This is a genomic window from Neoroseomonas alkaliterrae (genome assembly GCF_014199195.1).
Lineage (GTDB): Bacteria > Pseudomonadota > Alphaproteobacteria > Acetobacterales > Acetobacteraceae > Neoroseomonas > Neoroseomonas alkaliterrae.
Genome location: NZ_JACIJE010000005.1, coordinates 75,375 through 100,396 on the forward strand (window position 1 = coordinate 75,375; position 25,022 = coordinate 100,396).

Here is a 25,022-nt window from a genome sequence, read left to right on the forward strand (position 1 = left end):
AGGATGCAGGCCCATGACCCCTTCGATGTCGTGGTGGTCGGCGGCGGCCCTGCCGGCGCCACCGCGGCCGAGGATCTCGCCCGCGGCGGGCGGCGGGTCGCGCTGCTCGACCGTGCCGGGCGCATCAAGCCCTGCGGCGGCGCCATCCCGCCCCGCCTCGTGCGCGACTTCGCCATCCCCGACCACATCATCTGCGCGCGGGTGAACAGCGCGCGCATGATCGCGCCCTCCGCCAGGACCGTGGACATGCCGATCGAGGGCAATGGCTATGTCGCCATGGTGGACCGCGAGCATTTCGACGAATTCCTGCGCGCCCGCGCCGCGCATGAGGGCGCCGTCCGGTTCACCGGCACCTTCGAGGCCATCGAACGCGAGGCGGACGGCAGCCCCGTCGTCGTCTTCGAGGACAAGGACGGCGCCTTCCATCGCCTGCGCACGCGCCTCGTGATCGGCGCCGATGGCGCGCGCTCGAAGGTGGCGAAGCAGGAGGTGCCGGCGGCGGCGAAGATCCCCTTCGTCTTCGCCTATCACGAGATCATCGAGGCACCCGCCCCTTCCGATGCCTACGACCCTCGGCGCTGCGACGTCTTCTACCAGGGCAAGCATTCGCCGGATTTCTATTCCTGGATCTTTCCCCACGGCGCCACGGCGAGCATCGGCACGGGCTCGGCGCAGAAGGGCTTCGCGCTGCGCGCCTCGATCGCCGAACTGCGCCGGACCACGGGCCTCGACGCCGCGCGCACGATCCGCCACGAAGGCGCGCCCATCCCGATGAAGCCGGCGAGGCGCTGGGACAATGGGCGCGACGTGCTGCTCGCCGGCGATGCCGCGGGCGTGGTGGCCCCAGCCTCGGGCGAGGGCATCTACTACGCCATGCTCGGCGGTCGCCTTGCCGCCGAAGCCTGCGAAGCCTGCCTAGCGACCGGCGACGCCCGCGCGCTGAAGCTCGCGCGCAAGCGCTTCATGAAGGGCCACGGCACGGTCTTCATGATCCTCGGGATCATGCAGTACTTCTGGTACTCCTCGGAGAATCGGCGCGAGAAGTTCGTGAAGATCTGCGCCGACAAGGACGTGCAGCGCCTGACCTGGGAATCCTACATGAACAAGGAACTGGTGCGGCGCGACCCGATGGCTCATGTGCGGATCTTCTTCAAGGACCTCGCGCATCTCTTCGGCTTCGCGCGGGCATGAGCGGTATTGCCGTCCGCGCGCATCCGGCGCCGCTGCGCATCGGCACCCGCGCCTCGCCGCTCGCGCTGTGGCAGGCGCGGCACTTCCTCGGCGTGGTCGGCGGCTTCTGCCCGATGCTGCGCGGCGACACCTTCTTCGAGGAATGCGCGCTGTCCACCGCCGGGGATCGCATCCTCGACCGGCGGCTGGCCGAGATCGGCGGCAAGGGCCTGTTCGCCAAGGAGATCCACGAGGCGTTGCTCGACCGGCGGATCGACTTCGCCGTGCACTCGCTCAAGGACCTCGAGACGGAACTCCCCGCCGGGATCGTGCTCGCCTGCACGCTGCGGCGCGAGGATCCGCGCGACGCGATCGTGCTCGCCCCCGGCGGCCGCGCCGGCCTGCCCGGCGCGCCCTTCGCCGCCCTGCCTGCGGGCGCGGTGGTCGGCACCTCCTCCGTGCGGCGGCAGTCGCAGCTCCTCCACGCGCGCCCGGATCTGCGGGTGGAGACGATCCGCGGCAATGTGCAGACGCGGCTGCGGAGGCTCGCGGAGGAGGGTTTCGATGCGACGATGCTCGCCTTCGCGGGCCTGAAGCGGCTCGGCATGGACGAGGTGGCGAGCGCCGTCCTGGACCCTGAGGAGATTGTGCCCGCCGCAGGCCAGGGCATCGTCGGGGTGACGGTCCGCGCCGACGACACGGCGCTCCTGGACCTGCTCGCGGCCGTCGAGGATCCTGCCGCGCGCGCGGTCGCGACGGCCGAGCGCGCGCTGCTCGCGGCCCTCGACGGATCCTGCCGCACGCCGATCGGCGGCCATGCGCGGATCCTGATGGATGGCGCGCTCTATCTCACCGGCCTGATCGCGCGCCCGGACGGGTCCTTCCTGCTGCGCCGGCGCGTCAGCGGCCCGGTGGCCGATGCCGAGCGGATCGGGCGCGAACTCGGCGCCGCCCTGCGCCGCGACGCCCCGGCCGACATCCTGGCGTGAACGCCCTCGGGTCAGCGGCTATGGTCGCGACGCAGCCGGCGGCCAAGGTCATAGAGATGCGCCGCCAGCGCGCCCGCGAGCGCGACCGGCACCCAGGGCCAAGCCGGGCCCGCGAGGGCGAATCGCAGCGCCAGCGCGAGGAACACGCCCGGCAGGATGATTGCCGCGACATCCGCCACGCCCGGCCCACGCCCCGTCAGGCGCCGGCGCGTGAGCAGCAGGACCGCCTCGGCCGCGAGGCAGAACAGCACCAGGTCGGCCACCCTGCCGCTCTGGATGAGGGCTTCCATCATCGGCCTCCGCGCGCCATGCGTCGTCCTGACTTGCCAGATCGGCAAATGGGCCTAACTCCGGGGTTGCCGGTCAACATGGTCAGCGATTTCGTCCGGCGGCCTTTGCCCACGGCTGCCCGTGCCTGGCCAAGCGGGAGGAGTACCTGATGCGACGTCTCGTGGTTTCCATGGCGGTTGCGGCCGCTGCGATGCTGCCCGGAACGGTGCTGGCGCAAGGCGGCGATCCCGCGGCCGGCCAGCGCGTCTTCAACCAGTGCCGCGCCTGCCACACCTCGGAGCAGGGCGGGCGCAACGGTGTCGGCCCCAACCTCTGGGGCATCGTCGGCCGGCGCGCCGCCTCGATCGAGGGCTTCCGCTATTCCGCCAACATGCGGGAACTGGCCGAGGGCGGCCTGACCTGGACCGAGGACCGGCTGCGCGCCTACCTCACCAATCCGAAGGATCTGGTGCCGCGCGGCACCATGGCCTTCGCCGGCATTCGCAATCCCGAGCAGCTCAACAACCTGATCGCCTACCTCAACACGCTGAAATAGGCCGATCCCCCGCCGGGCGCGCGGCGCCCGGTGGCCGTGGCCTCAGCCCACCCTCATCAGGAACTCGGGACCCAGTTCCTGCATGCTGTTCGCACCGATCAGCGCGAGGTCGCGGTGGATCTCCTCCTGCAGGAGGTCGATCGCGCGCTCCACGCCCGGCTGGCCGCGCACCGCCGCCGCGCAGAGCATCGGCCGCCCCACGAAGACGAAGGACGCGCCGAGGCAATAGGCCTTCATCACGTCCGTGCCGCGCCTCACGCCGCCGTCGTAGATCACCGGCAGGCCGCCCGCCACCTTCACGATCTCCGGCAACATGCGCAGGCCCGACACCGCGCCGTCGAGCTGCCGACCGCCGTGGTTCGACACCATGAAGCCGTCCACCCCGATCTCCTTCGCCCGCACCACGTCGTCGGGGTGCAGAACGCCCTTGATCAGCAGCTTGCCGGGGAAGCGGCGGCGGATCAGTTCCAGGTGCGGCCAGGAGAGCCCATCGCGGGCGCCGAAGGCGCGCTCCAGGTCGCGCGAGAGGATCGGCGGGCCGCGCCCGGCGTCCATGTTCTCGAAATGCGGCATGCCGTGGTTGCGCAGCGTCCTGAACCAGGTGCCGAAGGCCCAGCGCGGATGCGTCGCCCCCTGCCAGAACAGCCGGAAGGTCGGCTTCAGCGGGATGGTGTAGCCGTTGCGGATGTTGTTCTCGCGGTTGGAGGAGACCTGCACGTCCACCGTGAGCACGAAGGTCTTGAAGCCGGCGGCGATCACGCGGTCCACCAGCGGTTCGATGCGCGCGGGCTCGCCCGGCAGGTAGGCCTGATACCAGGCATCCGGGTTGGCTTTGGCGATCTCCTCCAGCCTGATCAGCGAGGAGGCCGACATGATGAAGGGGATGTTCTTCGCCCGCGCCGCCTGCGCCAGAACGATGTCGCCGCGATAGGCGAGCAGCGCCGAGGAGCCCATGGGCGGGATGCCGAAGGGCGCCGCATAGTCCCTGCCGAACAGGCTTGCCGCGGTGGTCCGCGCCCGGGCATCGACCAGCACGCGCGGGATGAAGCCCCATTCGGCGAAGGCGCGGCGGTTGTCGGCGAGCGACCAGTCGGTCTCCACGCCGCCGGCAAGGTAGCCGTGCAGCATCCTCGGCAGGTGCCGCGCGGCCGCCTTCTCGAAATCCTGCAGCGAGAGGAAGCCGCGCAGGTTCGGCGGCACCGGCGGGGCCGCGCGCTTCTGCGAGAGGGTGCCTGGATTGACGGGCGCGCGGGACTGCGCGGGGCCTTCGGCGGTCATGGACGTCTCACCCGGAACAAGATGGTCTGGATTCTGCCGCCTCGCGGCGCATCGGGCCAGGGGCGGAGGGGCGCGCCCGCCGCAGGGCTGGCCCGAGGCGCCCTCGCGCTCAGAGCTCGCACATGGTCAGGGTGCGGGCCTCGATCAGCGGCGCATAGGCCTCGCGCACCCTGGGCATGCGCGGATTCGCGACATGCGCCTTCACCGCCTCCTGGTCGCGATAGACCTCCACCAGCATGATCCGGCCCTCATCCTTCGTGCCGTCGGACTTCAGCGGCTGCAGCACCTCGAAGCGCTCGCAGCCCGGCTCCTCCTGCAGAGTCAGGCGCGCATGCTCGCGGATCAGCGCGTCGAAGGCAGCGTGCTGGCCCGGCTTCAAGCGGAATTCGACGTGGATGGCGACCTTGGGCATGGCGGCTCCTTCCCTGGCGTATGCCGCCAGGGTGGCCCGGAACCGCCCTGCGGGAAAGATCAGGCCGCCGCGTAGCGCGCCAGCGCCAGATCGGCCGTCTCGATCTCCGGCTTCCGGCCGGTCACGAGGTCCGCGAGCACGCGCCCCGAGCCGCAGGCCATGGTCCAGCCGAGCGTGCCATGTCCGGTGTTCAGGTAGAGGTTGCGCAGCCGCGTCGGGCCGACCACCGGCGTGCCGTCGGGCGTCATCGGCCTGAGGCCGGTCCAGAAGGCGGCCTCCGCGACGTCGCCGCCGCGCGGGAAGAGGTCGGTCACGGAATGCTCGAGCGTCTCGCGCCGCGGCTTGCGCAGTTGCAGGGAGAAGCCCGCGAGTTCCGCGGTGCCGCCGACGCGGATGCGGTCGCCGAGCCGGGTGATCGCGACCTTGTAGGTCTCGTCCATGACGGTGGAGACCGGCGCGCCGTCCTCGTCGCGGATCGGGATGGTCAGCGAATAGCCCTTCACCGGATAGACCGGCACGCGCACGCCGAGCGGCGCGAGCAGTTGCGGCGTGAAGGAGCCGAGCGCGGCGACATAGGCATCCGCCGTCTCGATACCCGCATCGGTGACGACGCCGCTGATTCGGTCGCCATCGGTCCGCAGGCCGCGGATGCTGACGCCGTAGCGGAAGCGCACGCCGATGGCCTCGGCCATGGCGGCGAGGCGCTGGGTGAAGATGTGCGCATCCCCGGTCTCGTCGCCCGGCATGCGCAGGCCGCCGACGAACCGGCCCTGCACGTGGCGCAAAGCGGGCTCGGCGGCGATGCAGCCGGCCGGGTCCAACACCTCGTAGGGCACCTTGAAGGTGTCGAGCACCGCGGTGTCCTCGGCCACATGGTCGAGCTGCTTCTGCGTGCGGAAGAGCTGAAGCGTGCCCTGGCTGCGCCCGTCATAGGCGATGCCCGTTTCGCGCCGCAGGTCGCCGAGGCAGTCGCGCGAGTACTCGGCCAGCCGCACCATGCGCGTCTTGTTGAGGCGGTAGGCGGCCTCGGTGCAGTTGGCGAGCATCATCGCCAGCCAGGAGTAGAGGCGCCGGTCCGCGCGCGGCCACAGCACCAGGGGGCGGTGGCGCATCATCAGCCATTTGAGCGCCTTGACCGGGATCCCCGGCCCCGCCCATGGCGCCGAATAGGCGTAGGAGAGCTGCCCGGCATTGGCGAAGGAGGTCTCCATCCCCGCCGCTTTCTGCCGGTCGAGCACGGTGACCTCGTGACCCGCCCTGGCGAGATACCAGGCCGAGGTCACGCCGACGACGCCGCTGCCAAGGACGATGACGCGCATGGGGCACCTGCTGGGAATGGAGACGATCCGCGCCGGGAATGCTGCGCCTGCGTGCCTCGCAGGTGCTGCCGGAATGGCGCAGGAAGTTCCAATGGGCTCGCCATGCTTCGCAGATTCTGCGAAAATGTCGCAGATCGTGCCAAGCCTCGACGACGCCGACCTCCGCATCCTCCGCGCCCTCCGCCAGGATGGGCGCATCACCAATGCCGCGCTGGCCGCGGCCGTCGGCCTTTCGCCCTCGGCCTGCCTGCGCCGGCTGCGGCTGCTCGAACGCAGCGGGGTGATCCGCGGCTACACCGCGATCATCGAGGAAGCGCCGCAGCAGGACACGGTGACGGTGATCGTGCAGATCACCCTCGACCGCCAGACCGAGGAACACCTCTCGCGCTTCGAGGCCGCGGTGCGGCGGCTGCCGGAAGTCCGCGAATGCTTCCTCATGACCGGCATGTCGGACTACCTGCTGCGCGTGGAGGCGCGCGACGCCGCCGACTACGAGCGCATCCACAAGGAGCAGCTGTCCCGCCTGCCCGGCGTGGCGCGGATCCAGTCCTCCTTCGCGATCCGCCGCGTCATCGGCAGCCGCGGCTAGGCCGCCGCCTTCAACGGCTGCACCCGCGAGAGCCGGCCGAGCAGGTAGTCCACCTCGCCCGCCGTCTCCGCCGTCAGCTTCGGCCCCGGCGCGCGCAGCGTGTCATGCGCGATGATGCCGCGCCGCTTCAGCACGTATTTGCGAATGGCAAGCCCGAGGCCGGGCTGCACCTCGGTGCGGATCAGCGGCAAGTGCGCATCGAAAAGGTCCTGCGCCTCGTCACGCTTGCCCGCCCAGATCAGTTCGCAGACCTTCACCAGCATCTCGGGGAAGGCGTAGCCGGTCATGATGCCGTCCGCGCCGCGCGCGAGTTCCTCCGGCAGGAACTGCCCGCCGACGCCGCCGAGGATCGCGATGCGCGGCATCTTCCCCTCCGCCTCCAGGCGCCGCACCGCCGTCAGCTTGTCGAGGCCCGGCCAGTCCTCGGCCTTCAGCATCACCACGCGCGGGTCGGCGGCCATGCGCGCGATCATCGGCGCGGTCATGGTGATGCCCGAGAGCTGCGGGTAGTCCTGCAGCACGAAGGGAGCATCCACCGTCTCCACCGCCTGCGCGATGTAGGAGACCACCGCCTCGTCGCCCTTCAGCCCCGGCGGGGGGGATACCATCACCCCCGCCGCGCCGAGGTCCATCACCGCGCGCGCGAGCGCCTTCATCGGCGCGAAGCCCGGCGCCGAGGCGCCCACCACCACCGGCACCCGCCCGGCCACGCGCTTCAGCACGCGGGCCACGAAGGCCACGCTTTCCTCCTGCGTCAGCTTCGGCGCCTCCCCCATCACGCCGAGCAGCGTCAGCCCCGAAGCTCCGGCCGCGAGGAAGGCGTCCGTCATGCGGTCCGCGCTGTCGAGGTCGAGCGCGCCATCGGGCAGGAACGGCGTCGGCGCGATGACGAAAACGCCCTTGGCGGAACGGTCGAGCATGGGCATCCCTTGATGCTGATTTCCGCTCCACCATACCGCGCGCAGCAGGAACGACCAGATGGACCAGGCCTTCATTCCCGCCGTCTTCATGCGCGGCGGCTCCTCCAAGGGCGTGTTCTTCCACGCCAGGGACCTGCCGGCCGACCCCGCTCAGCGTGATGCGATCCTGCTCGCCGTGCTCGGCAGCCCCGATCCCTATGGTCGGCAACTGGATGGGATGGGCGGCGGCATCTCCTCGCTCTCCAAGGCCGTCATCATCGGCCCGCCCACGCACCCCGAGGCGGATTTGGACTACCTCTTCGCCCAGGTCGCGGTGGACCGGCCGCTGGTGGACTGGTCGTCCAACTGCGGCAACCTCTCCGCCGCCGTCGGCCCCTTCGCGGTAGACGAGGGGCTGGTGCGCGCCTCGGATGGCGAGGCGCTGATCCGCATCCACCAGGTCAACACGAAGCGCATCATCCACGCGCGCTTCGCCGTGCGCGGCGGCCGGGCCGCGGTGGCGGGCGACTTCGCGATGGCCGGCGTGGCCGGCACGGGCGCGCGCATCCGCCTCGACTTCCTCGCCCCCGGCGGCGGCGCGACCGGCGCGCTGCTGCCCACGGGCCACGCGATGGAGGCGCTGGAACACGACGGCCGCCGCTATCGCGCCACGCTCATTGACGCCGCCAATGCCTGCGTCTTCCTCGACGCGCGGGAAATCGGCCTCGCCGGCACCGAAAGCCCCGATGCGATCGAGGCCGACCCGGAGCGCATGGCGCTGCTCGATGCGCTGCGGCGCATCGCCGCAGTGCGCATGGGCCTCGCCCGCACGCCCGAAGAGGCGCCGCTCGCCATCCCCAAGGTCGCGGTGGTCGCCGCGCCCGCCGCCTATCGTGCCCTCGATGGCGCCGAGCACGCCGCCGACACGCACGACATCGCGGTGCGCATGATCTCGATGGAGCGCGCCCATCGCGCGGTGCCGCTGACCGGCGGCATGGCGCTCGGCGTCGCGTGCCGCATCGCGGGCACGCTGCCGCATGCCCTGGCGACGCAGGCGCTGCCGGACGAGGTCCGCCTCGCCAACCCCTCCGGCCTGCTCTCGGTCGGCGCCGAGGTTTCGCGCCGCGAAACCGGCTGGTTCGCCGAGAGCGCGGTGGTGTTCCGCACCGCTCGCAGGCTGATGCAGGGCGCGGTCGCGGTGCCGATGCGCCTGCTTTGAGCGCGGCCCTGCCCATGCGATACCAGCGGCAAGGACCATAAGGGGGAAGGACGCCACCGATGATCAGCCGCCGCATGGCCATCGCCGCTGCCGCCGGTGCATCGCTCGCCGGCCCGGCGCGCGCGCAGACCGCCTGGCCCGACCGCCCGCTCCGCGTCATCGTGCCCTTCGCCGCGGGCGGCAATGCCGACACCATCGCGCGCATCCTCCAGCCGCGCCTGCAGGACCGGCTCGGCCAGCCCGTGGTGGTGGAGAACCGCCCCGGCGCGGGCGGCAGCCTCGGCGCGGAGACGGTCGCGCGATCGCGCCCCGATGGCTACACGCTGCTGATCGGCTCGAACGGCCCGCTCAGCGTCAACCCCGCCGTCCAGGCGCGCCTCCCCTACGATGCGGAGCGGGACTTCGCGCCCGTCGCCATGGCGATGCAGGTGCCGCATTGCCTGATGGTGCAGTCCGCCGCGCCCTGGCGCAGCGTCGCGGATGTCGTCGCCGCCTCGCGCGCGCGGCCCGACGCGCTGGGCGCGGGCACGGCCGGCGTGGCGAGCGCGACCCATCTCTCGCTCGAAGCCTTCAAGGCCGCGAGCGGCGCGCAGATCCTGCACGTCCCCTATCGCGGCGGCGGCGCCGCGGTGCCGGATTTCGTCGCCGGCAACGTGCCGCTGCTGTTCACCGAGTTCTCCACCGCCCTGCCGCTGCATCGCGACGGCAAGGGGCGCATCGTCGCCGTGGCCTCGGCCGCGCGCCTCGCCGCCCTGCGCGAAGTGCCGACCATGATCGAACAGGGCATCGCGGGCTTCACCGCCGCCTCCTATGTGGGCCTGGTCGCGCCGGCCGGCACGCCGGCCGAGGTGCTGCAGAAGCTCGGCGCGGCCATGGCCGCGATCGTAGCCGATCCCGATTTTCGCGCGCGCATGGAAGCAATGGGCGGCGAGGCCGCGGCCGGCCCGCTCGCCACGCCCGAGGGCTTCGCCGCCTTCATCCGCGAGGATCTCGCGCGCTCGCGCAGCGTGGTCCGCACGGCCGGGATCACGATGCAATGAGCGGACGCGAGACGCCGCCGGGCGCGACCGACTGCCACTGCCACATCTTCGGCCCCGCCGCGAAGTTCCCCTACGCCGAGCCGCGTTCCTACACGCCGGAGGACGAGACGCTCGAGGATTACCTCGCCCTGCTCGACCGTCTGGGCCTCGACCGCGGCGTGATCGTCCAGCCTTCCGCCTATGACCGCGACAATGCCTGCACGCTCGATGCGCTGCGCCGGGCGCCGGAGCGTCTGCGCGGCATCGCGGTGGTGGGCGCCGAGGCCACCGCCGACACGCTGCGCGCCATGCACCGCGACGGCATCCGCGGCCTGCGCGCCAACGAATACCGCCGCGACGGCCAGGCCGCCTACCACGGCGGCGTCCGGCTGGCGGAGATCGAGCCCTTCGTCCCGCTGATGGCCGAACTCGGCTGGCATCTCCAGCTCTGGATCGACGCGCGCCACCTGCCGGAGATCGAACCGCGCCTCGCGAAGCTGCCGGTGCGGATCGTGGTGGACCACATGGGGCGGATGCACCACAGCCACGGCATCAACGACCCCGGCTTCCAGGCGCTGCTCCGCGGCGTCGGCGAGGGCCGCTACATGGCGAAGCTGTCCGGCACCTACCGCCTCGGCGCGACGGCACCGGACTACCTGGAGGCCAAACCCTTCCACGATGTGCTGGTCGCGGCCAATCCCGACGCGCTGGTCTGGGGCACCGACTGGCCGCATCCGCGCCCCGAAGGCGGCCGCCCCGACGCCGCGCGCCTGCTGCGCGTCTTCCTCGACTGGACCACCGACCCCGTGCTGCGAAGGAAGATCCTGACCGACACGCCCGCGCGGCTCTACGGCTTCCCCGGAGTCTGAGCATGGCGTCCGACCGCCGCCCCGGCTTCACGCTTCCGCCCGGAAGCTGCGACACGCATGTGCACATCTGGGGCCCCTTTGACCGCTTCCCGCTGGCCGAGGGCGCGCCCTACACGCCGCCCGAGCGCACGAAGCACGACCTTCGCGCGCTGCATCGCCGCCTCGGCATCGAGCGCGCCGTCATCGTGCAGACCACGGTCTATAAGGCCGACAACCGCGCGATGCTCGACGCCATCGCGGATGACCCCGCGCGCTATCGCGGCGTCGCGCTGGTGGACGAGACCTTCGGCGATGCCGAGTATCGCGCTCTGCACGAGGGCGGCGTGCGCGGCGTGCGCTTCGGCTTCCTCAAGCACCTCGGCGGCGTGCCGGACCTCGCGCTGCTGCGGCGAACCGCCGACCGCATCGCGGAGATGGGCTGGCATCTCGTGCTGCATCTCGATGCGGAAAGCCTCCTGGCCTTCGAGGAGCTGCTGCGCGGCCTGCGGGTGACCGTCGTGGTGGACCACATGGGCCGTGTCCCGGCGCCGCAGGGCACGCATCACCCCGCCTTCCGCCTTCTGCTCGACCTGCTGGAACGCCCGAACTGGTGGGTGAAGGTCTCGGGCGCAGAGCGGATCTCGGCGGAGGGCCCGCCCTTCCGCGATGCCGTCCCCTTCGCGCGCCGGCTCATCGAAGCCGCACCGGACCGCACGCTCTGGGGCACCGACTGGCCCCACCCGAATGTGCGCTGGGAACCGGACGAGGCCGACCTCGTGGACCTGCTGCCCGAGTTCGGCGACGCGACGGCGCTCCGGCGCGTGCTGGTGGACAACCCCGCGAGGCTCTACGGCTTCCCATGACCGGCAACCTGCATTCCTGGATCGGCCGCAAGCGCCGCATCGCCGACGAAATGGCGACACCGCTCGTCCGCCGGATGGCGGCGCTGACCGACCGCGCCGATGTCGCGCTCGACCGCGGCGCGCCGGTGCCGAACCACTGGCTCTCGATCCTGTTCGACGATGCCGCCCCGCAATCCCAGCTCGGCCCCGATGGCCATCCGGCGAAGGGCGATTTCCTGCCGCCCGTGCCGCTGCCCCGGCGGATGCTCGGCGGGCGGCGCGTGACCTACCACGCGCCCCCGCGCGTCGGCGACACGCTCGAGCGCGAGACGGAGATCGCCGCCATCACGCCGAAGGTCGGGCGCAGCGGCGCGATGATCTTCCTCCTCCTCCGCCACACCATCACCGGCCCGAACGGGCTGGTGGCCGTGGAGGAACAGGACATCGCCTACCTCGAAGCCAAGCGGAACGCGCCCGCGCCGAAGGAGGCACCCGCCGTCGTCCCAAACGCCGCCTGGCGCGAGCCCTGGGCGCCCGACCCGGTGATGCTCTTCCGCTTCTCCGCCCTCGCCTTCAACGGCCACCGCATCCACTACGACGCCGACTATGCGCGCGACGTGGAAGGCTACCCGGCCCTGGTCGTGAACGGCAGCGTCAGCACGCTCTTCCTGTTCGAGGCGGCGCTGCGCCACACCCCGGGCGCGCAGGTCCGGCGCTACGACGCGCGCACCATGCAGCCGGTGTTCTGCGGCCGCCGCGCCACCCTCTGCGGCGATCCGCCGGATGCCGAGGGGCGCAGCACGCTCTGGGTCGAGGACGAGGCCGGCGCGATGGCGCTGCGGATCGGCGCGACGATCACGCCATGAGCGGCCCGCTCGACGGCATCCGCGTGCTCGACCTCTCCGCGGTGGTGGTCGGGCCGATCTGCAGCCATGTGCTCTGCGAGCACGGCGCCGAGGTCATCAAGGTCGAGGCGCCGGGTGGCGACCTGTTGCGCTGGCTCGCCGGCAAGGGCCGCAGCCCCGGGATGAACGGCAAGTTCCTCAACTTCAACCGCGGCAAGAAGTCGCTCGCCCTCGACCTCAAGAAGCCGGCGGGCATCGCCGCGCTGAAGCGTCTCGCGGCGACCGTGGATGTCTTCCTCACCAACATCCGGCCCGACGCGCAGGAACGCCTCGGCGTGGATGCGGCGAGCCTCCGCGCCCTCGCGCCGCGGCTCATCCACTGCTCCATCACCGGCTTCGGCACCCGTGGGCCCTATGCCGGGCGCCCCGCCTACGACACGGTGATCCAGGGGGTCTCGGGCGTCGCCGGCACCTTCGAGGCCTCGACCGGCGAACCCCGCTACGTGCCCTTCCTCGTCGCCGACCACACGGTCGGGCTGATCGCGGCGCAGATGATCGGCTTCGCCCTCTATCGCCGCGAGAAGACCGGCACGGGCGAGGCGATCGAGGTGCCCATGTTCGAGAACATGGCCGCCTACATCATGCAGGAGCATCTCGGCGCGCATTCCTTCCGCCCGCCGCTCGGCCCGCCCGGCGACCACCGCGTGCTGAGCCCGGACGGCAAGCCGCTGCCGACGAAGGATGGCTACATCTGCGTCTCGGCCAACACCGATGCGCAGGCGCACGCCTTCTTCGACGCCATCGGGCGCCCGGACCTCAAGACCGACCCGCGCTTCGCCACCGTCGCGCAGCGCGTGCAGCACACGAAGGAGTATTTCCACATCCGCGCCACCTCCCTTGGCGGGCGGACCACGGCGGAGTGGCTTGAGATCTTCGACCGGATGGACGTGCCGGCCGCGCCCTACAACACCATCGCCTCGCTGATCGAGGATCCGCATCTGCGCGCGGTCGGCATGGTGCGTGAGGAGGAACACCCGACCGAGGGCCCGACATGGGCGATCGGTGCGCCGAACCGCTTCTCGGGCGGCGATGCCCCGCCGCGCCCGCCCGCGCCGCGCCTCGGCGCCGATGGCCGCGCGGTGCTTGCGGCGGCGGGCCTCACCGAGGCGGAGATCGCCGCGCTCGTCGCGGACGGCGTGCTCATCGAAACCGCAGCCTGAACCCGATGGAAACCCGCCGATGACGACCTTCACCTTCGACCACATCCATCTCCGCAGCCCCGACCCCGAGGCGACCGCGGCCTTCTACGAACGCGCCTTCGGCGTCACGCTGCGCCGCAGCCCGCAGCGCATCGACTTCGTGCTCGGCGGCCAGACCGTGTTCATCTCGCCGGTCAACGAGGCCGCAACCGGCGAGGCCCCCACCGCGCCCTACCAAGGCCTCGAGCATATCGGCCTTGCCGTCACCGGGATCGATGCGGTGGTCGCGTCGCTCAAGGCGAAGGGCGTCACCTTCACCATGGAGCCCACCACCATCCGTCCCGGCGTGCGCATCGCCTTCCTGCGCGCGCCGGAGAACGTCTCGATCGAACTCCTCGAACGGAGCGCCACCTGAACGCGCCGCAGCGCCAGACCGGAGCGCGATGCGTCATCGTCATCGGCGCCGGTCCCGCGGGGCTGATGGCGGCGGAGGCAGCGGCCGGGACTGGTGCGCCGGTCACCATCCTCGACCACATGCCTTCGCCCGCGCGCAAGCTGCTCATCGCCGGACGCGGCGGGCTGAACCTGACGCATTCCGAAGCGCTCGACCGCTTCCTCGGCCGCTACGGCGCGGCGCGCGAGCGGCTCGAACCGCATATCCGCGCCTTCCCGCCATCGGCGCTGATCGCCTGGTGCGAGGCGCTCGGGCAGGAGACCTTCATCGGCTCCTCCGGCCGCGTCTTTCCGAAGGCGATGAAGGCCTCTCCCCTGTTGCGCGCCTGGCTTGCGCGTCTCGCCGAACATGGCGTCGGTCTGCGCACGAGGCATCGCTGGCTCGGCTTCACGGAAGACGGGCTGCTGCGGGTGGCGACGCCACAGGGAGAGACGCGGCTGGCGCCGGGTGCGACCGTGCTGGCGCTGGGTGGCGCATCCTGGCCGGGGCTCGGCGCGGATGGCGCCTGGACCGCGCTGCTGCCCGGCTGCGCGATCGCCCCGCTCCGCCCATCGAACATGGGCTTCGCGGTCGCGTGGTCCGAGCATCTCCGCAACCGCTTCGCCGGCGCGCCGCTGAAGCGGATCGCCCTCAGCTTCGGCGAACACGCCGCACGGGGCGAAGCGGTGATCACGCAGCGGGGGATCGAGGGTGGAGTGATCTACGCGCTCTCGGCCCCGCTGCGCGAGGCCATCGCGGCCACGGGCGAGGCGACCGCGCTGCTCGACCTGCGGCCCGACATCTCAGCCGAGGATCTTGCGCGGCGCATCGCCCGCCGGGCGCCGGCCACCACGCTCTCGAACCACCTGCGCCGCGCAGCGGGGCTTTCCCCGCCCGCCATCGCGCTGGTGCAGGAGGCCATCCGCGGCGGCGCCCCAGCCGAGGACATCGCCGCGCTGATCAAGGCCCTGCCGCTGCGCCTCTTTGCGCCTTTCGGCCTCGATCGCGCCATCTCCTCCGCCGGCGGCCTTGCGTGGCAGGAAGTCGAGCCCGACCTGATGATCCGCCGCCTCCCCGGCGTCTTCGCCTGCGGCGAAATGCTGGACTGGGAGGCTCCGACCGGCGGCTATCTCCTGCAGGCCTGCTTCGCGACGGGCCGCGCCGCTGGTCAAGCGGCGGCGGCCTGGGCGCTCAGCGCGCCGCGCTGATCGCGCGCCACAGCTTCTCGGGCGTAGCCGGCATGTCGGGCGCGGTGGCGCCGATCTGCGACAGCGCATCGGCCACGGCGTTCATCACCACCTGCGGCGCGGCGATCGCCCCGGCCTGGCCGACGCCCTTCACGCCGAGCGGATTCGCCGCGGTCGGCGTGCCTTCCAGAAGCACCTCGAGATCGGGCAGGTCGTCCGCGCGCGGCACCGCGTAGTCCATCAGCGAACCGGTGAGCAACTGCCCGGACTCCGGGTCATGCACGATCTCCTCCAGCAGCGCCTGGCCGATCCCCTGCGCCAGTCCGCCCTGAACCTGACCTGCGGTGAGCATCGGGTTCACCAGGCGCCCGTAGTCATCCACCGCGACATAGCGCCGCAGCGTCGCGACGCCCGTCTCCCGGTCGATCTCGACTTCCGCAGCATGGCAGCCATTGGGGAAGGTCACGAGGTCGCCGGCATTGTGCGCCTCGACACTAAGGCCAGGCTCCATGCCCTCCGGCAGGCTGGCGGGATCGGCGGCTGCGCGCGCGATGGCGGCCAGATCCACGAAGCGGTCGGTTCCGCGCACCGCGAATCTTCCGTCGGCGAAGTCGAGCGAATCCTCACTGGCCTGCAGCAGATGCGCCGCAATGCGCCGTGCCTTCGCGAGAAGCGCATCCACGGCAAGCACCAACGCATGCCCGCCCATATGCAGCGATCGCGCGCCGCCATGCCCATGCCCGTTCGAGAGCAACCCGGTATCGGCTTGCCGGAAGACGATCCGCTCGGCCGGAATGCCGAGCCGGTCGGCGGCAACCTGCGGGAAAGCGGTCTCGTGCCCCTGCCCGTTGGAATGGGTGCCGACGGCGATGGTCGCGGTGCCATCGGCGTCCAGCCGCGCGCTCGCCCATTCGCCCGGGGCGCCGCGGGCGGTCTCGAGAAAGCAGGCGACGCCGCGGCCAAGCAGCGCGCCGCGTGCCGCCGCCTCCGCCCGCCGGCGTGCGAAGCCCGCGGCATCCGATGCCCGCGCGAGCACTGCGAGATTCTCCGCGAAACGCCCACCATCCACCTTCATGCCCATCGCCGTGACATGCGGCGCATTGGGCAGCATGTTCACCTCGCGAAGCGCGACGGGATCGCGGCCCGCGGCACGTGCCGCCGCGTCAACGAGGCGCTCGATCAGGTAGTTCGCCTCCGGCTTGCCCGCGCCGCGATAGGCATCGATCGGCACGGAATTGGTGAAGGCGCCGCGCACCGTCAGGTGCATCGCGGGAATGGCATAGACGCCGCCCATCGCCGTGGAGAAGGCGTTGGTCGGGCAATGCGGCCCGACCGCCGAGAGATAGGCGCCCATGTCGGCCACCGTCTCGACATCAAGGCCAAGGAAACGCCCCTCCGCGTCGAGGGCAAGGCGCGCATGCCCGCGAAGGTCGCGCCCATGCACGGCGGCCGCGAACTCCTCGCTCGCCTCCGCCACCCATCGCACCGGGCGGCCGCTGCGCCGTGCCGCGACCAGCGCGCACACATAGTCGGGGAACAGCAGATTCTTCAGTCCGAAGCCTCCGCCGACATCGGGGCAGCTCAGGTGGAAGGCGGACTCCGGCAGGCCGAAAACGGTGGCGAGTTGCCGCCGCACGCCATGCACGCCCATGCCGGTGAAGACGAGGTCGAAGCGGCCATCGGCGAAGCGGGCGACGCAGGCACGCGGCTCGATGGGCAGGGCGTGGACGCGGTTGTTGTAGAGGTCGAGTGAAACCACATGCGCCGCGCGCGCGAAGGCCGCGTCGGTCGCGGCGCGGTCGCCCTTCTCGAACCGGAACACCAGATTGCCCGGCGCCTCCGGCCATATCTGCGGGGCATCCGGGGCCAGCGCCTCGGCCGCGTCCACCACCGCCGGCAACGGCGCGTATTCCACGGCGATGAGCTCCGCCGCATCCCGCGCCGCCGCCTCCGTCTCGGCGACGACGAAGGCGACGGGCTGGCCGACATGACGCACGCGCGCTTCCGCCAGCACGGGACGGCGCGGCACCACCATCGGCGTGACCGAGGCGACGACGCTCGTGCAGGGAAGCGGGCCTATGCCCTCCGCCGCGAGATCCGCCGCGGTCAGAACGAGCGCCACGCCCGGCGCCGCACGGGCCGCCGCGGTGTCGATCGAGCGGATCTCCGCATGGGCATGGGGCGAGCGCAGCGTCACGGCGTGCAGCGCGCCGGGGATGTCGAGATCCGCGACGAAACGCCCGCGCCCGGTCAGCAGTCGCGCATCCTCGAAGCGGCGGATGGATCGGCCGGTGTAGGTCACGGGAGTTCCCCCACGCGCCGTGGCGGCGCGGCAGGGCAACGGAGCCCCTCGCCGAAGGCCGGCATCCTCGCCCTTTTCCCGGCATTCCGGACGAGCGCCCTTCGGCGCAGCGCGGGCAGTTCCGTCATTCGCGTCTCCCGGGTCACGAACACCGTCATGATGCGATGCCCTCTACCCCCGCGCCAGACGCCGCGCCACGAAGTCGAGCCGGTCCTGCCCCCAGAAGATGTCCTCGCCGATGACATAGGACGGGGCGCCGAACACGCCACGCTCGAGAGCCGCCCTGGTATCGGCCGCGCGCCGTTCGAGCCAGCGCGGATCGGCGCCGAGCGCCATCACCTGTCCCGCATCGAGCCCCGCCTCGGTGATCAGCGCGGCAAGCGTCGAAGGCTCGGCAGGGTTCTTCTCCTCCTCCCACAGCGCCTTCAGCACGCGATGCGCGAGCCGGATGGCCGGCGCATCGCCCATCGTCTCCCGCACCGCGATCACGCAGGCGGCGGCTGGCAACTCATCGTGCGGGAAATGCCTCGGCTGGATGGTGATGGGAATGCCGAGCGCCTCGCGCCAGCGCGCCAGTTCCTGCAGCCGGTAGGCCTGGCGCTGCGGCGAGCGCTTCGGCAGCGGCAGCCCGCCCGAGGCGGCGAAGATCGTGCCGAAATCCACCGGATGGATGCGCAGGCTCGCGCCATGCTGGGCGGCCAGCGCCTCGATTCGCGCCGCGCCGAGATGCGTCCAGGGCGAGTTGAGCGAGGCATAGTAGTCGATGTGCATGGCCTTCACTCCGTCACCGGCGCGGCGGTCGCCGCACGCAGTTCATCCATCGTGACGCCGGGGGCGAGATCGCGCACCCTGAAGGCAGTCCCGGTCGGCTCGAACAGGCCGAGTTCGGTGATCACCAGCTTCACCACGCCGCGCGCCGTGACGGGCAGGGCACACTGCGCGAGCAGGCGCGGCGCCCCGTCCCGTGTGCGATGCTCCATCATCAGGAACACGTTCTTCGCGCAGGCGGCGAGGTCCATCGCACCGCCGATCACGCCACCCTTGGCACCCTTCACCTTCCAGTTGGCAAAGTCGCGGTTCGCGGCCGCCTCGTAGCTGCCGAGCACCGTCACGTCGATGCGGCCGCTGCGGATCAGCGCGAAACTGTCGGCGTGATGCACGATCGCCCCGCCCGGCGGCAGCGTGATGTAGCGGCGGCTCGCATCGACGAGGTGGATGTCCTCCTGCCCCTCCGGCGCCACCGGCCCGAAGCCGATCACGCCGTTCTCGGCATGGAAGACAATCTCCTTCCCGCCCAGATCCACATCCGCGATCAGCGTCGGCATCCCGACGCCGAGATTGACGATCCATCCGTCCTGGAACTCGCGTGCCAGCCGCTCGGCCATCTCGGGGCGGGACCAGGGCATCAGCGGGTCTCCTTCAGCGTCGGCCAGATGGCCGCGGGCGCGGGTGGGATGTGCACCAGGCGGTGCACCAGGATCCCCGGCGTATGCACATCATCGGGATCGATGGCGCCGACAGGCAGGATCGGTTCCTCGACCTCGACGATGACGAGCTTCGCGGCCATGGCCATGATCGGGCCGAAGTTCCGCTGCGCGCGGCGGAAGCGCAGGTTGCCCGCCTCGTCGGCCTGGTAGGCGCGCAGCAGCGCGACATCGCACGGCAGCGCGTACTCCAGCAGGTATTCGCGCCCGTTGATCACCCGCGTCTCGCGCCCTTCGGCGATCTCGGTGCCCACGCCGGCCGGTGTGTAGAAGGCCGGGATTCCCGCACCGGCCGCGCGCAGGCGTTCGGCGAGCGTGCCCTGCGGCACCGTCTCGGCATCCACCTCGCCCCGTTCGTAGTATGGCGTGAAGGGCAGCACGTCCGAGGCGCGCGAACCCGCGGTGAAGGAGCAGATGACCTTCGCCACCTGGCCGTTCTCCACCAGCATGCCGATGTCCGGATTGCGCGGCTTGCGCGGCCCGCCGGTGGTGTTGCCGACGCAGACCAGCCGCTTCGCGCCCTGGCGCAGCAGCGCGGCGATCAGGTTGAAGGGCGAACCGGGCAGCGCGAAGCCGCCGAAAGCGATGGTGGAGCCGTCCTCGATGCCCTGCACGGCAGCGTCGAAATCGGCCACGATCTTGCTGCGTCGCGCCATGCGCCCCTCCCTTCCCGTCCGCACATCGTCCGGCGGGGCGCGCGGGCTGTAAAGGGATCAGCGGCGGCGGCTTTCCGCCACCGCGATGGTGATGCCGGCAGCGATGATGATGCTCGCACCGAGCCAGGTGAAGGCATCCGGGAACAGCCCCGTGATGACGTAGCCCACAGCGACGGAGCCGATCATCTGCCAGTACTGGAAGGGGGAGATGACCGACGCCTGCCCGTAGGTCATGGCCTTCGCCACGCACCAATGCCCGCCCGCGCCGAGGCAACCGAGCGCCAGATGCAGCAGGATGTCGTGCAGGTTGTCCGGCGCGGTCCAGACGAAGGGCACCACGCAGCTCATCAGCAGCGTGCCGATCAGTGCGGAGTACATCACCGAGGTCTCGGGCCGGTCGAGCCCCGCCACCCTGCGCGTCAGGATCTGATAGACCGCGTAGCAGAAGGCCGAGCCGACGATCAGCAACGACGCGGGCTGGAATACCTCGCTGCCCGGACGGATCACCACGAGCACGCCGAGGAAGCCGACGATCACGGCGGCAAGGCGCTTCGGATCGATCCGCTCCCCGAGCATCGGCAGGGCAAGGAGCGTGACGAAGAACGGCGCCATGAAGGAGATGGACGCGGCCTTGGCCAGCGGCACATCCTTGACCGCGAAGAAGAACAGCGTCGTGGAGGCGAGCAGCAGCAGCGAGCGCGCGATCTGCGCCCCCGGCCGCTTCGTCGCGAGCACGCCGAAGCCGTAGCGCGGCACCACCAGCGCCAGCACGATCGCGAGATGGCCCGCAGTCCGGGCCCAGATGATCTGCTCGGACGGATAGCTGCGCGAGAGCACCTGCACGATCCCGTTCATGATCGGGAACAGCGTGGTCGCCGCACACATGAAGAAGATGCCGAGCAGGAGCCGCTGCCGCGCCTGCGCCGCGGCCTCGCTCATGCCCGGCCCGCCGGCGCTTGGGCGGCGTTGGTGTGCCCGCGGGGACTCGAACCCCGGACCCCATGATTAAAAGTCACGTGCTCTACCGGCTGAGCTACGGGCACGCCGGACCCGGCGCCGGGTCCTGATGGCGCCGGGGTCATAGCCTCAGGCCGCGTCCGCCGCCACCCTCATGCTGCGGATCCGGTCCGGCTCCTGCACCATGCCGGACATGCCGGCGCCGCGCTTGATCCGGTCCACCGCCTCCATGCCCGAGGTGACCTGACCCCAGATCGTGTACTGGCCATCGAGGCTCGGCGCCGGGGCGAACATGATGAAGAACTGGCTGTTCGCGCTGTTGGGATCCTGGGTGCGCGCCATGCCGCAGGTGCCGCGCTGGAAGCGCGCGACGGAGGGCTGGCTGAACTCCGCCTCGATGTCGGGCAGGTCGGACCCGCCGCGGCCGGTGCCCGTCGGGTCGCCGCCCTGGGCCATGAAGCCCTCGATCACGCGGTGGAAGGGCACGCCATCGTAGAAGCCGCGGCGCGCGAGCGTCTTGATCTGCTCAACATGCTTCGGCGCAAGGTCGGGGCGGAGCGCGATGGTGACGGTGCCGTGCTCGATCTCGAGGATCAGGGTGTTCTCGGGATCGGCGGCCGGTGTGTCGGACATGGTGTCGCTCCTTCAGCGGATGTCGGCGGCGATGCGGGCGGAGCGGATGCGGTCGGGGTTGGTCACGACCCCGTTGCGCGCCGGATCGCCACGCTTGATGCGGTCCACCGCCTCCATGCCCCCGACCACGCGGCCCCAGATCGTGTACTGGCCATCGAGGCTCGGCGCGGGGGCGAACATGATGAAGAACTGGCTGTTCGCACTGTTCGGATTCTGCGTGCGCGCGGCGCCCACCGTGCCGCGCACGAAGCGCGCGCGGGAGGGCGGGCTGAACTCGGCCGGCAGGTCGGGCAGGCGGGAGCCGCCCGTGCCCGTGCCGGTGGGGTCGCCGCCCTGGGCCATGAAGCCGTCGATGACGCGGTGGAACGGCGTGTTGTCGTAGAAGCCCTGGCGCGCCAGCGTCTTCACGCGCTCCACATGGCGGGGCGCAAGGTCCGGAAGCAGCTGGATCGTCACCCGCCCGGCCGGAAGTTCCAGGATCAGCGTGTTCTCGGGGTCGAGCGCCGGCTGCTGGGCGAAGGCCGGGGCGGCCGCGATGGCGGCGCCCATGCCGAGGATGGTCCTTCGAAGCATGCGTGTGGCTCCTTCAGCCCTGTGTGGCGCGGATCTTCGCCATGGTGGCATCGAGCGTCGCCTTGGGGACGAAGCCCGAGATGTCCCCGCCCAGCCGCGCGATCTCCTTGACGAGGCGGGAGGCGATGAACTGGTTGGTCTCCGAGGCCATCAGGAAGACGGTCTCGATCTCCTGGTCCAGGCGGCGGTTCATGCCGACCATCTGGAACTCGTAGTCGAAATCGGCCACGGCGCGCAGGCCGCGGATGATTATGCGGGCGCCGATCTGCCGCGCATACTGCACGAGCAGCCCCTCGAAGGGCCTCACCTCGATCACGGTGCCGTTGCGCGCGGCGAGCGGCGCGACCTCGGCCTCGACCAGCGCGACCCGCTCCTCGAGGTCGAAGAGCGGCCCCTTGCCGATGTTGATCGCCACGCCGACCACGAGCCTGTCCGCCAGGCGCGCGGCGCGGCCGATGATGTCGAGATGCCCGTTCGTCACCGGGTCGAAGGTGCCCGGATACAGGGCGATGCGTTCAGCCATTGTTCTCGGTCGCTTCCTCGTCCTCGCCATCGTCGGAAACCGGGAAACAGGAGATGACCCGCTCCCCGTCCGACAGGCGCATCAGTGTGACGCCCATGCCCTGGCGGCCGGTGATGCGCACGTCGTCCGCCTCGATGCGGATGAGCTGCCCGCCATCGGTGACCAGCATCAGGTGGTCGCCCGCGCGCACCGGGAAGGTCGCGACGACCGCCCCGCCGGTGCGCTTCGAGAGGGTGATGCCGTTGATCCCCTGCCCGCCACGGCCCGTCACGCGATACTCGTAGGCGGATGTGCGCTTGCCGAACCCGGCATCGGTCACCGCGAGGATCATCTCCTCCGCCTCGGCGAGCGCGTCGAAGCGCTCGGGGCTCAGCGCGATCTCCGAGACCGCCTCCTCGCCCTCCTCCGGCTGGGCAGGCGCGGCCTCAGGCTCCTCGCCGGCCGCGCGGCGGCGCGCCGCGGCGGCCTTGAGGTAGGCGGCACGCTCCTCGGCTGTCGCCTCGACATGGCGAAGGACAGAGAGCGCGATCACGCTGTCGCCCTCCTGCAGGCGGATGCCGCGCACGCCGGAGGAGTCGCGCCCCGCGAAGAGCCGCAGCGTCTCGGGCTCCGCCTGGAAGCGGATCGCCTTGCCCGCACGGGTGGCGAGCAGCACGTCGTCCCCCTCCCGGCAGGTGGCCACACCCACGAGCGTGTCGCCCTCGTCGAGCTTCATGGCGATGAGGCCCGTCGAGCGCATGTTGCGGAAGTCCGAGAGCCGGTTGCGCCGGACATTGCCCTGCGCCGTGGCGAAGACGAGGTGCAGCCCCTCCCACAGCCCCTCATCCAGCGGCAGCGCCAGGACGGCGGTCACGCTCTCGCTTTCCTGCAGCGCCAGCACTTGGCGCAGCGAGCGCCCGCGCCCGGTCGCGCCGCCTTCGGGGAGCTGCCAGACCTTCTCGCGGAAGGCCATGCCGCGGCTGGTGAAGAACAGCACGTGCTGGTGCGTGTGCGCGACGAAGGAGCGGATGACCACGTCATCCTCCCGCGTCGCGGCTCCGGTGCGCCCGCGCCCGCCGCGGTTCTGCGCGCGGAAGGTGTCGAGCGGCGTGCGCTTGACGTAGCCGTCGCGGGTGATGGTCACCACCATCATCCCCGGCTCGATCAGGCTCTCGTCGTCCACATCCGCGAGGCCGTCCACGATCTGCGTCAGGCGCGGCGAGGCGATCTTCTCGCGCACCGCTCGCAGCTCCTCGGCCATCACTTCGAGGCGGCGGATCCGCGAGCCGAGGATGTCGAGCAGGTCGCGGATACGCTCCCCGACCTCGCCGAGCTCCGCCGTGATCTTCTCGCGCTCGAGCCCCGTCAGCCGCTGCAGGCGCAGGTCCAGGATGCCGCGCGCCTGCTCCTCGGTCAGCCGCACCGTGCCTTCGGGGGTGATGACGTTGCGGTAGTCGTCCACCAGCGCGAGCAGCGCACCGACATCGCCGGCCGGCCAGTCGCGCTCCATCAGCGCCGCGCGCGCCGCCGCGCCGTCGGCGCTGGCGCGGATCGCGCGGATCACCTCGTCGATGTTCGCCACCGCGATGGCGAGGCCGATCAGCAGATGCCCGCGTTCGCGCGCCTTCGCGAGGCGATGGCGCGACCGCCGCAGGATCACCTCCTCGCGGAAGGCAATGAAGGCCATCAGCGCGTCGCGCAGACCCATCTGCTGCGGCCTGCCCTGGTGCAGCGCCAGGAAGTTCACCGCGAAGGAGGTCTGCAGCTGCGTCATGCGGTAGAGCTGGTTCAGCACCACCTCCGCCGTCGCGTCGCGCTTCAGCTCGATGACGATGCGCATGCCCGAGCGGTCGGATTCGTCGCGAAGGTCGGAGATGCCCTCGACCGCCTTGGCGCGCACCAGCTCCGCGATCTTCTCGAGCAGGCTCGCCTTGTTCACCTGGTAGGGGATCTCGGTGATCGCGATCGCCTGGCGGCCGCCGCGCATCTCCTCGATCTCGGCGCGCGCGCGCAGCGGGATGGAGCCGCGGCCCGTCTCGAAGGCCGCGCGGATCCCCGAGCGCCCGAGGATCAGCCCCCCGGTCGGGAAATCCGGCCCGGGGATGATGCGCATCAACTCCTCGAGCGACGTGTCCGGCGCCTCGATCAGCTTCAGCGTCGCGTCGATCACCTCGCCCGGGTTGTGCGTCGGGATGTTGGTCGCCATGCCGACCGCGATGCCGCCCGCGCCGTTGACGAGCAGGTTCGGGAAGGCCGCGGGCAGGACGCGAGGCTCCTCCGCGCTCTCGTCGTAGTTCGGCTGGAAATCGACCGTGTCCTCGTCGATCCCTTCCAGCAGCGCCATGGCCGAGGGGGCGAGACGCGCCTCGGTGTAGCGCATCGCCGCCGGCGGATCGCCGTCCACCGAGCCGAAATTGCCCTGCCCGTCGATCAGCGGCACGCGCATCGAGAAGGGCTGCGCCATGCGCACCATGGCGTCGTAGATCGCCGCGTCGCCGTGCGGATGGTACTTGCCCATCACGTCGCCGGTCACGCGCGCCGACTTGCGGTAGGGCTTGTCGGGCGTGAACCCGCTCTCGAACATCGAGAACAGGATGCGGCGATGCACCGGCTTCAGGCCGTCGCGCGCATCCGGCAGGGCGCGCGCAACGATCACGCTCATCGCATAGTCGAGGTAGGAGCGGCGCATCTCCTCCTCGAGCGCGACGGGCGTCGTGTCCGAGGGGGTATCGCCAGGGGTGGTCGGATCGCTCACGCGGTCGGGCTCGATTCGGTCGGGATTGCGGTGCGGCGCACACGCCTGCGGGAATGCGGCGTCATAGGCACCGCGCGGCGGCCTGC

26 protein-coding genes and 1 tRNA gene are annotated in these 25,022 nt (G+C 71.2%); 12 read left to right on the plus strand and 15 right to left on the minus strand.

Translation table 11 applies throughout. The annotated features are described in order from the left end of the window. Positions 1 to 3: 3 nt before the first annotated feature. The gene (locus FHS88_RS10000; protein ID WP_184484147.1) at positions 4 to 1,191 is read left to right on the plus strand and encodes a geranylgeranyl diphosphate reductase; all 1,188 of its coding nucleotides are present in this window, start codon (positions 4 to 6) and stop codon (positions 1,189 to 1,191) included. After that, entirely contained in the window at positions 1,188 to 2,159 is a 972-nt protein-coding gene (gene hemC / locus FHS88_RS10005; protein WP_184484149.1) for a hydroxymethylbilane synthase, read from the plus strand. Before FHS88_RS10000 ends, hemC begins: the two co-directional genes overlap by 4 nt. Positions 2,160 to 2,170: 11 nt before the next feature. Here hemC and FHS88_RS10010 read toward each other — a convergent pair whose 3' ends face one another. Continuing rightward, positions 2,171 to 2,449, minus strand: a complete 279-nt coding sequence (locus FHS88_RS10010) for a hypothetical protein (protein ID WP_184484151.1) — start codon at positions 2,447 to 2,449, stop codon at positions 2,171 to 2,173. A gap of 149 nt (positions 2,450 to 2,598) precedes the next feature. Here FHS88_RS10010 and FHS88_RS10015 point away from each other — a divergent pair, with 149 nt between their 5' ends. Continuing rightward, positions 2,599 to 2,985 (plus strand): c-type cytochrome, encoded by a 387-nt coding sequence (locus tag FHS88_RS10015; protein ID WP_184484153.1) that lies wholly within the window; start codon positions 2,599 to 2,601, stop codon positions 2,983 to 2,985. 42 nt (positions 2,986 to 3,027) lie between these two features. On the opposite strand, the gene FHS88_RS10020 is transcribed toward FHS88_RS10015, so the two are convergent. From FHS88_RS10020 to FHS88_RS10030, 3 genes are all read right to left on the minus strand, one after another. Beyond that, positions 3,028 to 4,263, minus strand: a complete 1,236-nt coding sequence (locus FHS88_RS10020) for an alpha-hydroxy acid oxidase (protein WP_184484155.1) — start codon at positions 4,261 to 4,263, stop codon at positions 3,028 to 3,030. 109 nt (positions 4,264 to 4,372) lie between these two features. Continuing rightward, positions 4,373 to 4,675 carry a putative quinol monooxygenase gene (locus tag FHS88_RS10025; protein WP_184484157.1) on the minus strand — a complete coding sequence of 101 codons (303 nt, stop codon included), beginning with the start codon at positions 4,673 to 4,675 and terminating at the stop codon, positions 4,373 to 4,375. A gap of 59 nt (positions 4,676 to 4,734) precedes the next feature. After that, the gene (locus FHS88_RS10030; RefSeq protein ID WP_184484159.1) at positions 4,735 to 5,994 is read right to left on the minus strand and encodes a D-amino acid dehydrogenase; all 1,260 of its coding nucleotides are present in this window, start codon (positions 5,992 to 5,994) and stop codon (positions 4,735 to 4,737) included. 124 nt (positions 5,995 to 6,118) lie between these two features. Between FHS88_RS10030 and FHS88_RS10035 the strand changes: the two genes are divergently transcribed. Next, positions 6,119 to 6,583 (plus strand): Lrp/AsnC family transcriptional regulator, encoded by a 465-nt coding sequence (locus tag FHS88_RS10035; protein ID WP_184484161.1) that lies wholly within the window; start codon positions 6,119 to 6,121, stop codon positions 6,581 to 6,583. Here FHS88_RS10035 and FHS88_RS10040 read toward each other — a convergent pair. Further along, positions 6,580 to 7,503: a dihydrodipicolinate synthase family protein gene (locus FHS88_RS10040; RefSeq protein ID WP_184484163.1), complete on the minus strand. Its 924-nt coding sequence runs from the start codon at positions 7,501 to 7,503 to the stop codon at positions 6,580 to 6,582. The genes FHS88_RS10035 and FHS88_RS10040 overlap by 4 nt on opposite strands. A gap of 58 nt (positions 7,504 to 7,561) precedes the next feature. On the opposite strand from FHS88_RS10040, the gene FHS88_RS10045 reads away from it, so the two are divergent. From FHS88_RS10045 to FHS88_RS10080, 8 genes are read left to right on the plus strand one after another with little or no spacing between them, the layout of a single operon-like run. After that, positions 7,562 to 8,701 carry a 2-methylaconitate cis-trans isomerase PrpF family protein gene (locus FHS88_RS10045; RefSeq protein ID WP_184484165.1) on the plus strand — a complete coding sequence of 380 codons (1,140 nt, stop codon included), beginning with the start codon at positions 7,562 to 7,564 and terminating at the stop codon, positions 8,699 to 8,701. Between the two features lie 59 nt (positions 8,702 to 8,760). Beyond that, on the plus strand, positions 8,761 to 9,741 hold the full coding sequence (locus FHS88_RS10050; protein WP_184484167.1) for a Bug family tripartite tricarboxylate transporter substrate binding protein: 981 nt from the start codon (positions 8,761 to 8,763) through the stop codon (positions 9,739 to 9,741). Next, on the plus strand, positions 9,738 to 10,589 hold the full coding sequence (locus FHS88_RS10055) for an amidohydrolase family protein (RefSeq protein WP_184484169.1): 852 nt from the start codon (positions 9,738 to 9,740) through the stop codon (positions 10,587 to 10,589). Before FHS88_RS10050 ends, FHS88_RS10055 begins: the two co-directional genes overlap by 4 nt. Positions 10,590 to 10,591: 2 nt before the next feature. Further along, a complete protein-coding gene (locus FHS88_RS10060) occupies positions 10,592 to 11,431 on the plus strand; it encodes an amidohydrolase family protein (protein WP_184484171.1) in 840 nt (279 codons plus the stop codon). Then, positions 11,428 to 12,276: an FAS1-like dehydratase domain-containing protein gene (locus tag FHS88_RS10065; RefSeq protein WP_184484173.1), complete on the plus strand. Its 849-nt coding sequence runs from the start codon at positions 11,428 to 11,430 to the stop codon at positions 12,274 to 12,276. Before FHS88_RS10060 ends, FHS88_RS10065 begins: the two co-directional genes overlap by 4 nt. Continuing rightward, the gene (locus FHS88_RS10070) at positions 12,273 to 13,475 is read left to right on the plus strand and encodes a CaiB/BaiF CoA transferase family protein (RefSeq protein ID WP_184484175.1); all 1,203 of its coding nucleotides are present in this window, start codon (positions 12,273 to 12,275) and stop codon (positions 13,473 to 13,475) included. Before FHS88_RS10065 ends, FHS88_RS10070 begins: the two co-directional genes overlap by 4 nt. 19 nt (positions 13,476 to 13,494) lie before the next feature. Next, positions 13,495 to 13,869 (plus strand): VOC family protein, encoded by a 375-nt coding sequence (locus FHS88_RS10075; protein ID WP_184484177.1) that lies wholly within the window; start codon positions 13,495 to 13,497, stop codon positions 13,867 to 13,869. Beyond that, a complete protein-coding gene (locus FHS88_RS10080) occupies positions 13,866 to 15,095 on the plus strand; it encodes a TIGR03862 family flavoprotein (RefSeq protein WP_184484577.1) in 1,230 nt (409 codons plus the stop codon). Before FHS88_RS10075 ends, FHS88_RS10080 begins: the two co-directional genes overlap by 4 nt. On the opposite strand, the gene FHS88_RS10085 is transcribed toward FHS88_RS10080, so the two are convergent. The 10 genes from FHS88_RS10085 to gyrA form a co-directional block, all read right to left on the minus strand. Beyond that, a complete protein-coding gene (locus tag FHS88_RS10085) occupies positions 15,079 to 17,376 on the minus strand; it encodes a molybdopterin cofactor-binding domain-containing protein (RefSeq protein ID WP_184484179.1) in 2,298 nt (765 codons plus the stop codon). The two genes, FHS88_RS10080 and FHS88_RS10085, sit on opposite strands and share 17 nt — an antisense overlap. A gap of 171 nt (positions 17,377 to 17,547) precedes the next feature. Then, entirely contained in the window at positions 17,548 to 18,147 is a 600-nt protein-coding gene (locus FHS88_RS10090) for a 2-hydroxychromene-2-carboxylate isomerase (RefSeq protein WP_184484181.1), read from the minus strand. 5 nt (positions 18,148 to 18,152) lie between these two features. Beyond that, positions 18,153 to 18,782 (minus strand): CoA-transferase, encoded by a 630-nt coding sequence (locus FHS88_RS10095; RefSeq protein ID WP_184484183.1) that lies wholly within the window; start codon positions 18,780 to 18,782, stop codon positions 18,153 to 18,155. Beyond that, positions 18,782 to 19,516, minus strand: coding sequence for a CoA transferase subunit A (locus tag FHS88_RS10100; RefSeq protein ID WP_184484185.1), 735 nt, complete (start codon positions 19,514 to 19,516; stop codon positions 18,782 to 18,784). The genes FHS88_RS10095 and FHS88_RS10100 overlap by 1 nt, the downstream gene beginning before the upstream one ends. Positions 19,517 to 19,573: 57 nt before the next feature. Next, positions 19,574 to 20,455, minus strand: a complete 882-nt coding sequence (locus FHS88_RS10105; RefSeq protein WP_184484187.1) for a DMT family transporter — start codon at positions 20,453 to 20,455, stop codon at positions 19,574 to 19,576. Between the two features lie 28 nt (positions 20,456 to 20,483). Next, positions 20,484 to 20,559: transfer RNA gene (locus FHS88_RS10110), tRNA-Lys, on the minus strand. Positions 20,560 to 20,602: 43 nt separating this feature from the next. After that, positions 20,603 to 21,106: a peptidylprolyl isomerase gene (locus FHS88_RS10115; RefSeq protein ID WP_184484189.1), complete on the minus strand. Its 504-nt coding sequence runs from the start codon at positions 21,104 to 21,106 to the stop codon at positions 20,603 to 20,605. Between the two features lie 12 nt (positions 21,107 to 21,118). After that, positions 21,119 to 21,679 (minus strand): peptidylprolyl isomerase, encoded by a 561-nt coding sequence (locus tag FHS88_RS10120; RefSeq protein ID WP_184484191.1) that lies wholly within the window; start codon positions 21,677 to 21,679, stop codon positions 21,119 to 21,121. Between the two features lie 13 nt (positions 21,680 to 21,692). Then, positions 21,693 to 22,202: a pantetheine-phosphate adenylyltransferase gene (gene coaD, locus FHS88_RS10125; RefSeq protein ID WP_184484193.1), complete on the minus strand. Its 510-nt coding sequence runs from the start codon at positions 22,200 to 22,202 to the stop codon at positions 21,693 to 21,695. Continuing rightward, complete coding sequence (gene gyrA / locus FHS88_RS10130; RefSeq protein ID WP_338146509.1) at positions 22,195 to 24,936, minus strand: DNA gyrase subunit A; 2,742 nt, start codon at positions 24,934 to 24,936, stop codon at positions 22,195 to 22,197. Before gyrA ends, coaD begins: the two co-directional genes overlap by 8 nt. Between the last annotated feature and the right edge of the window lie 86 nt (positions 24,937 to 25,022).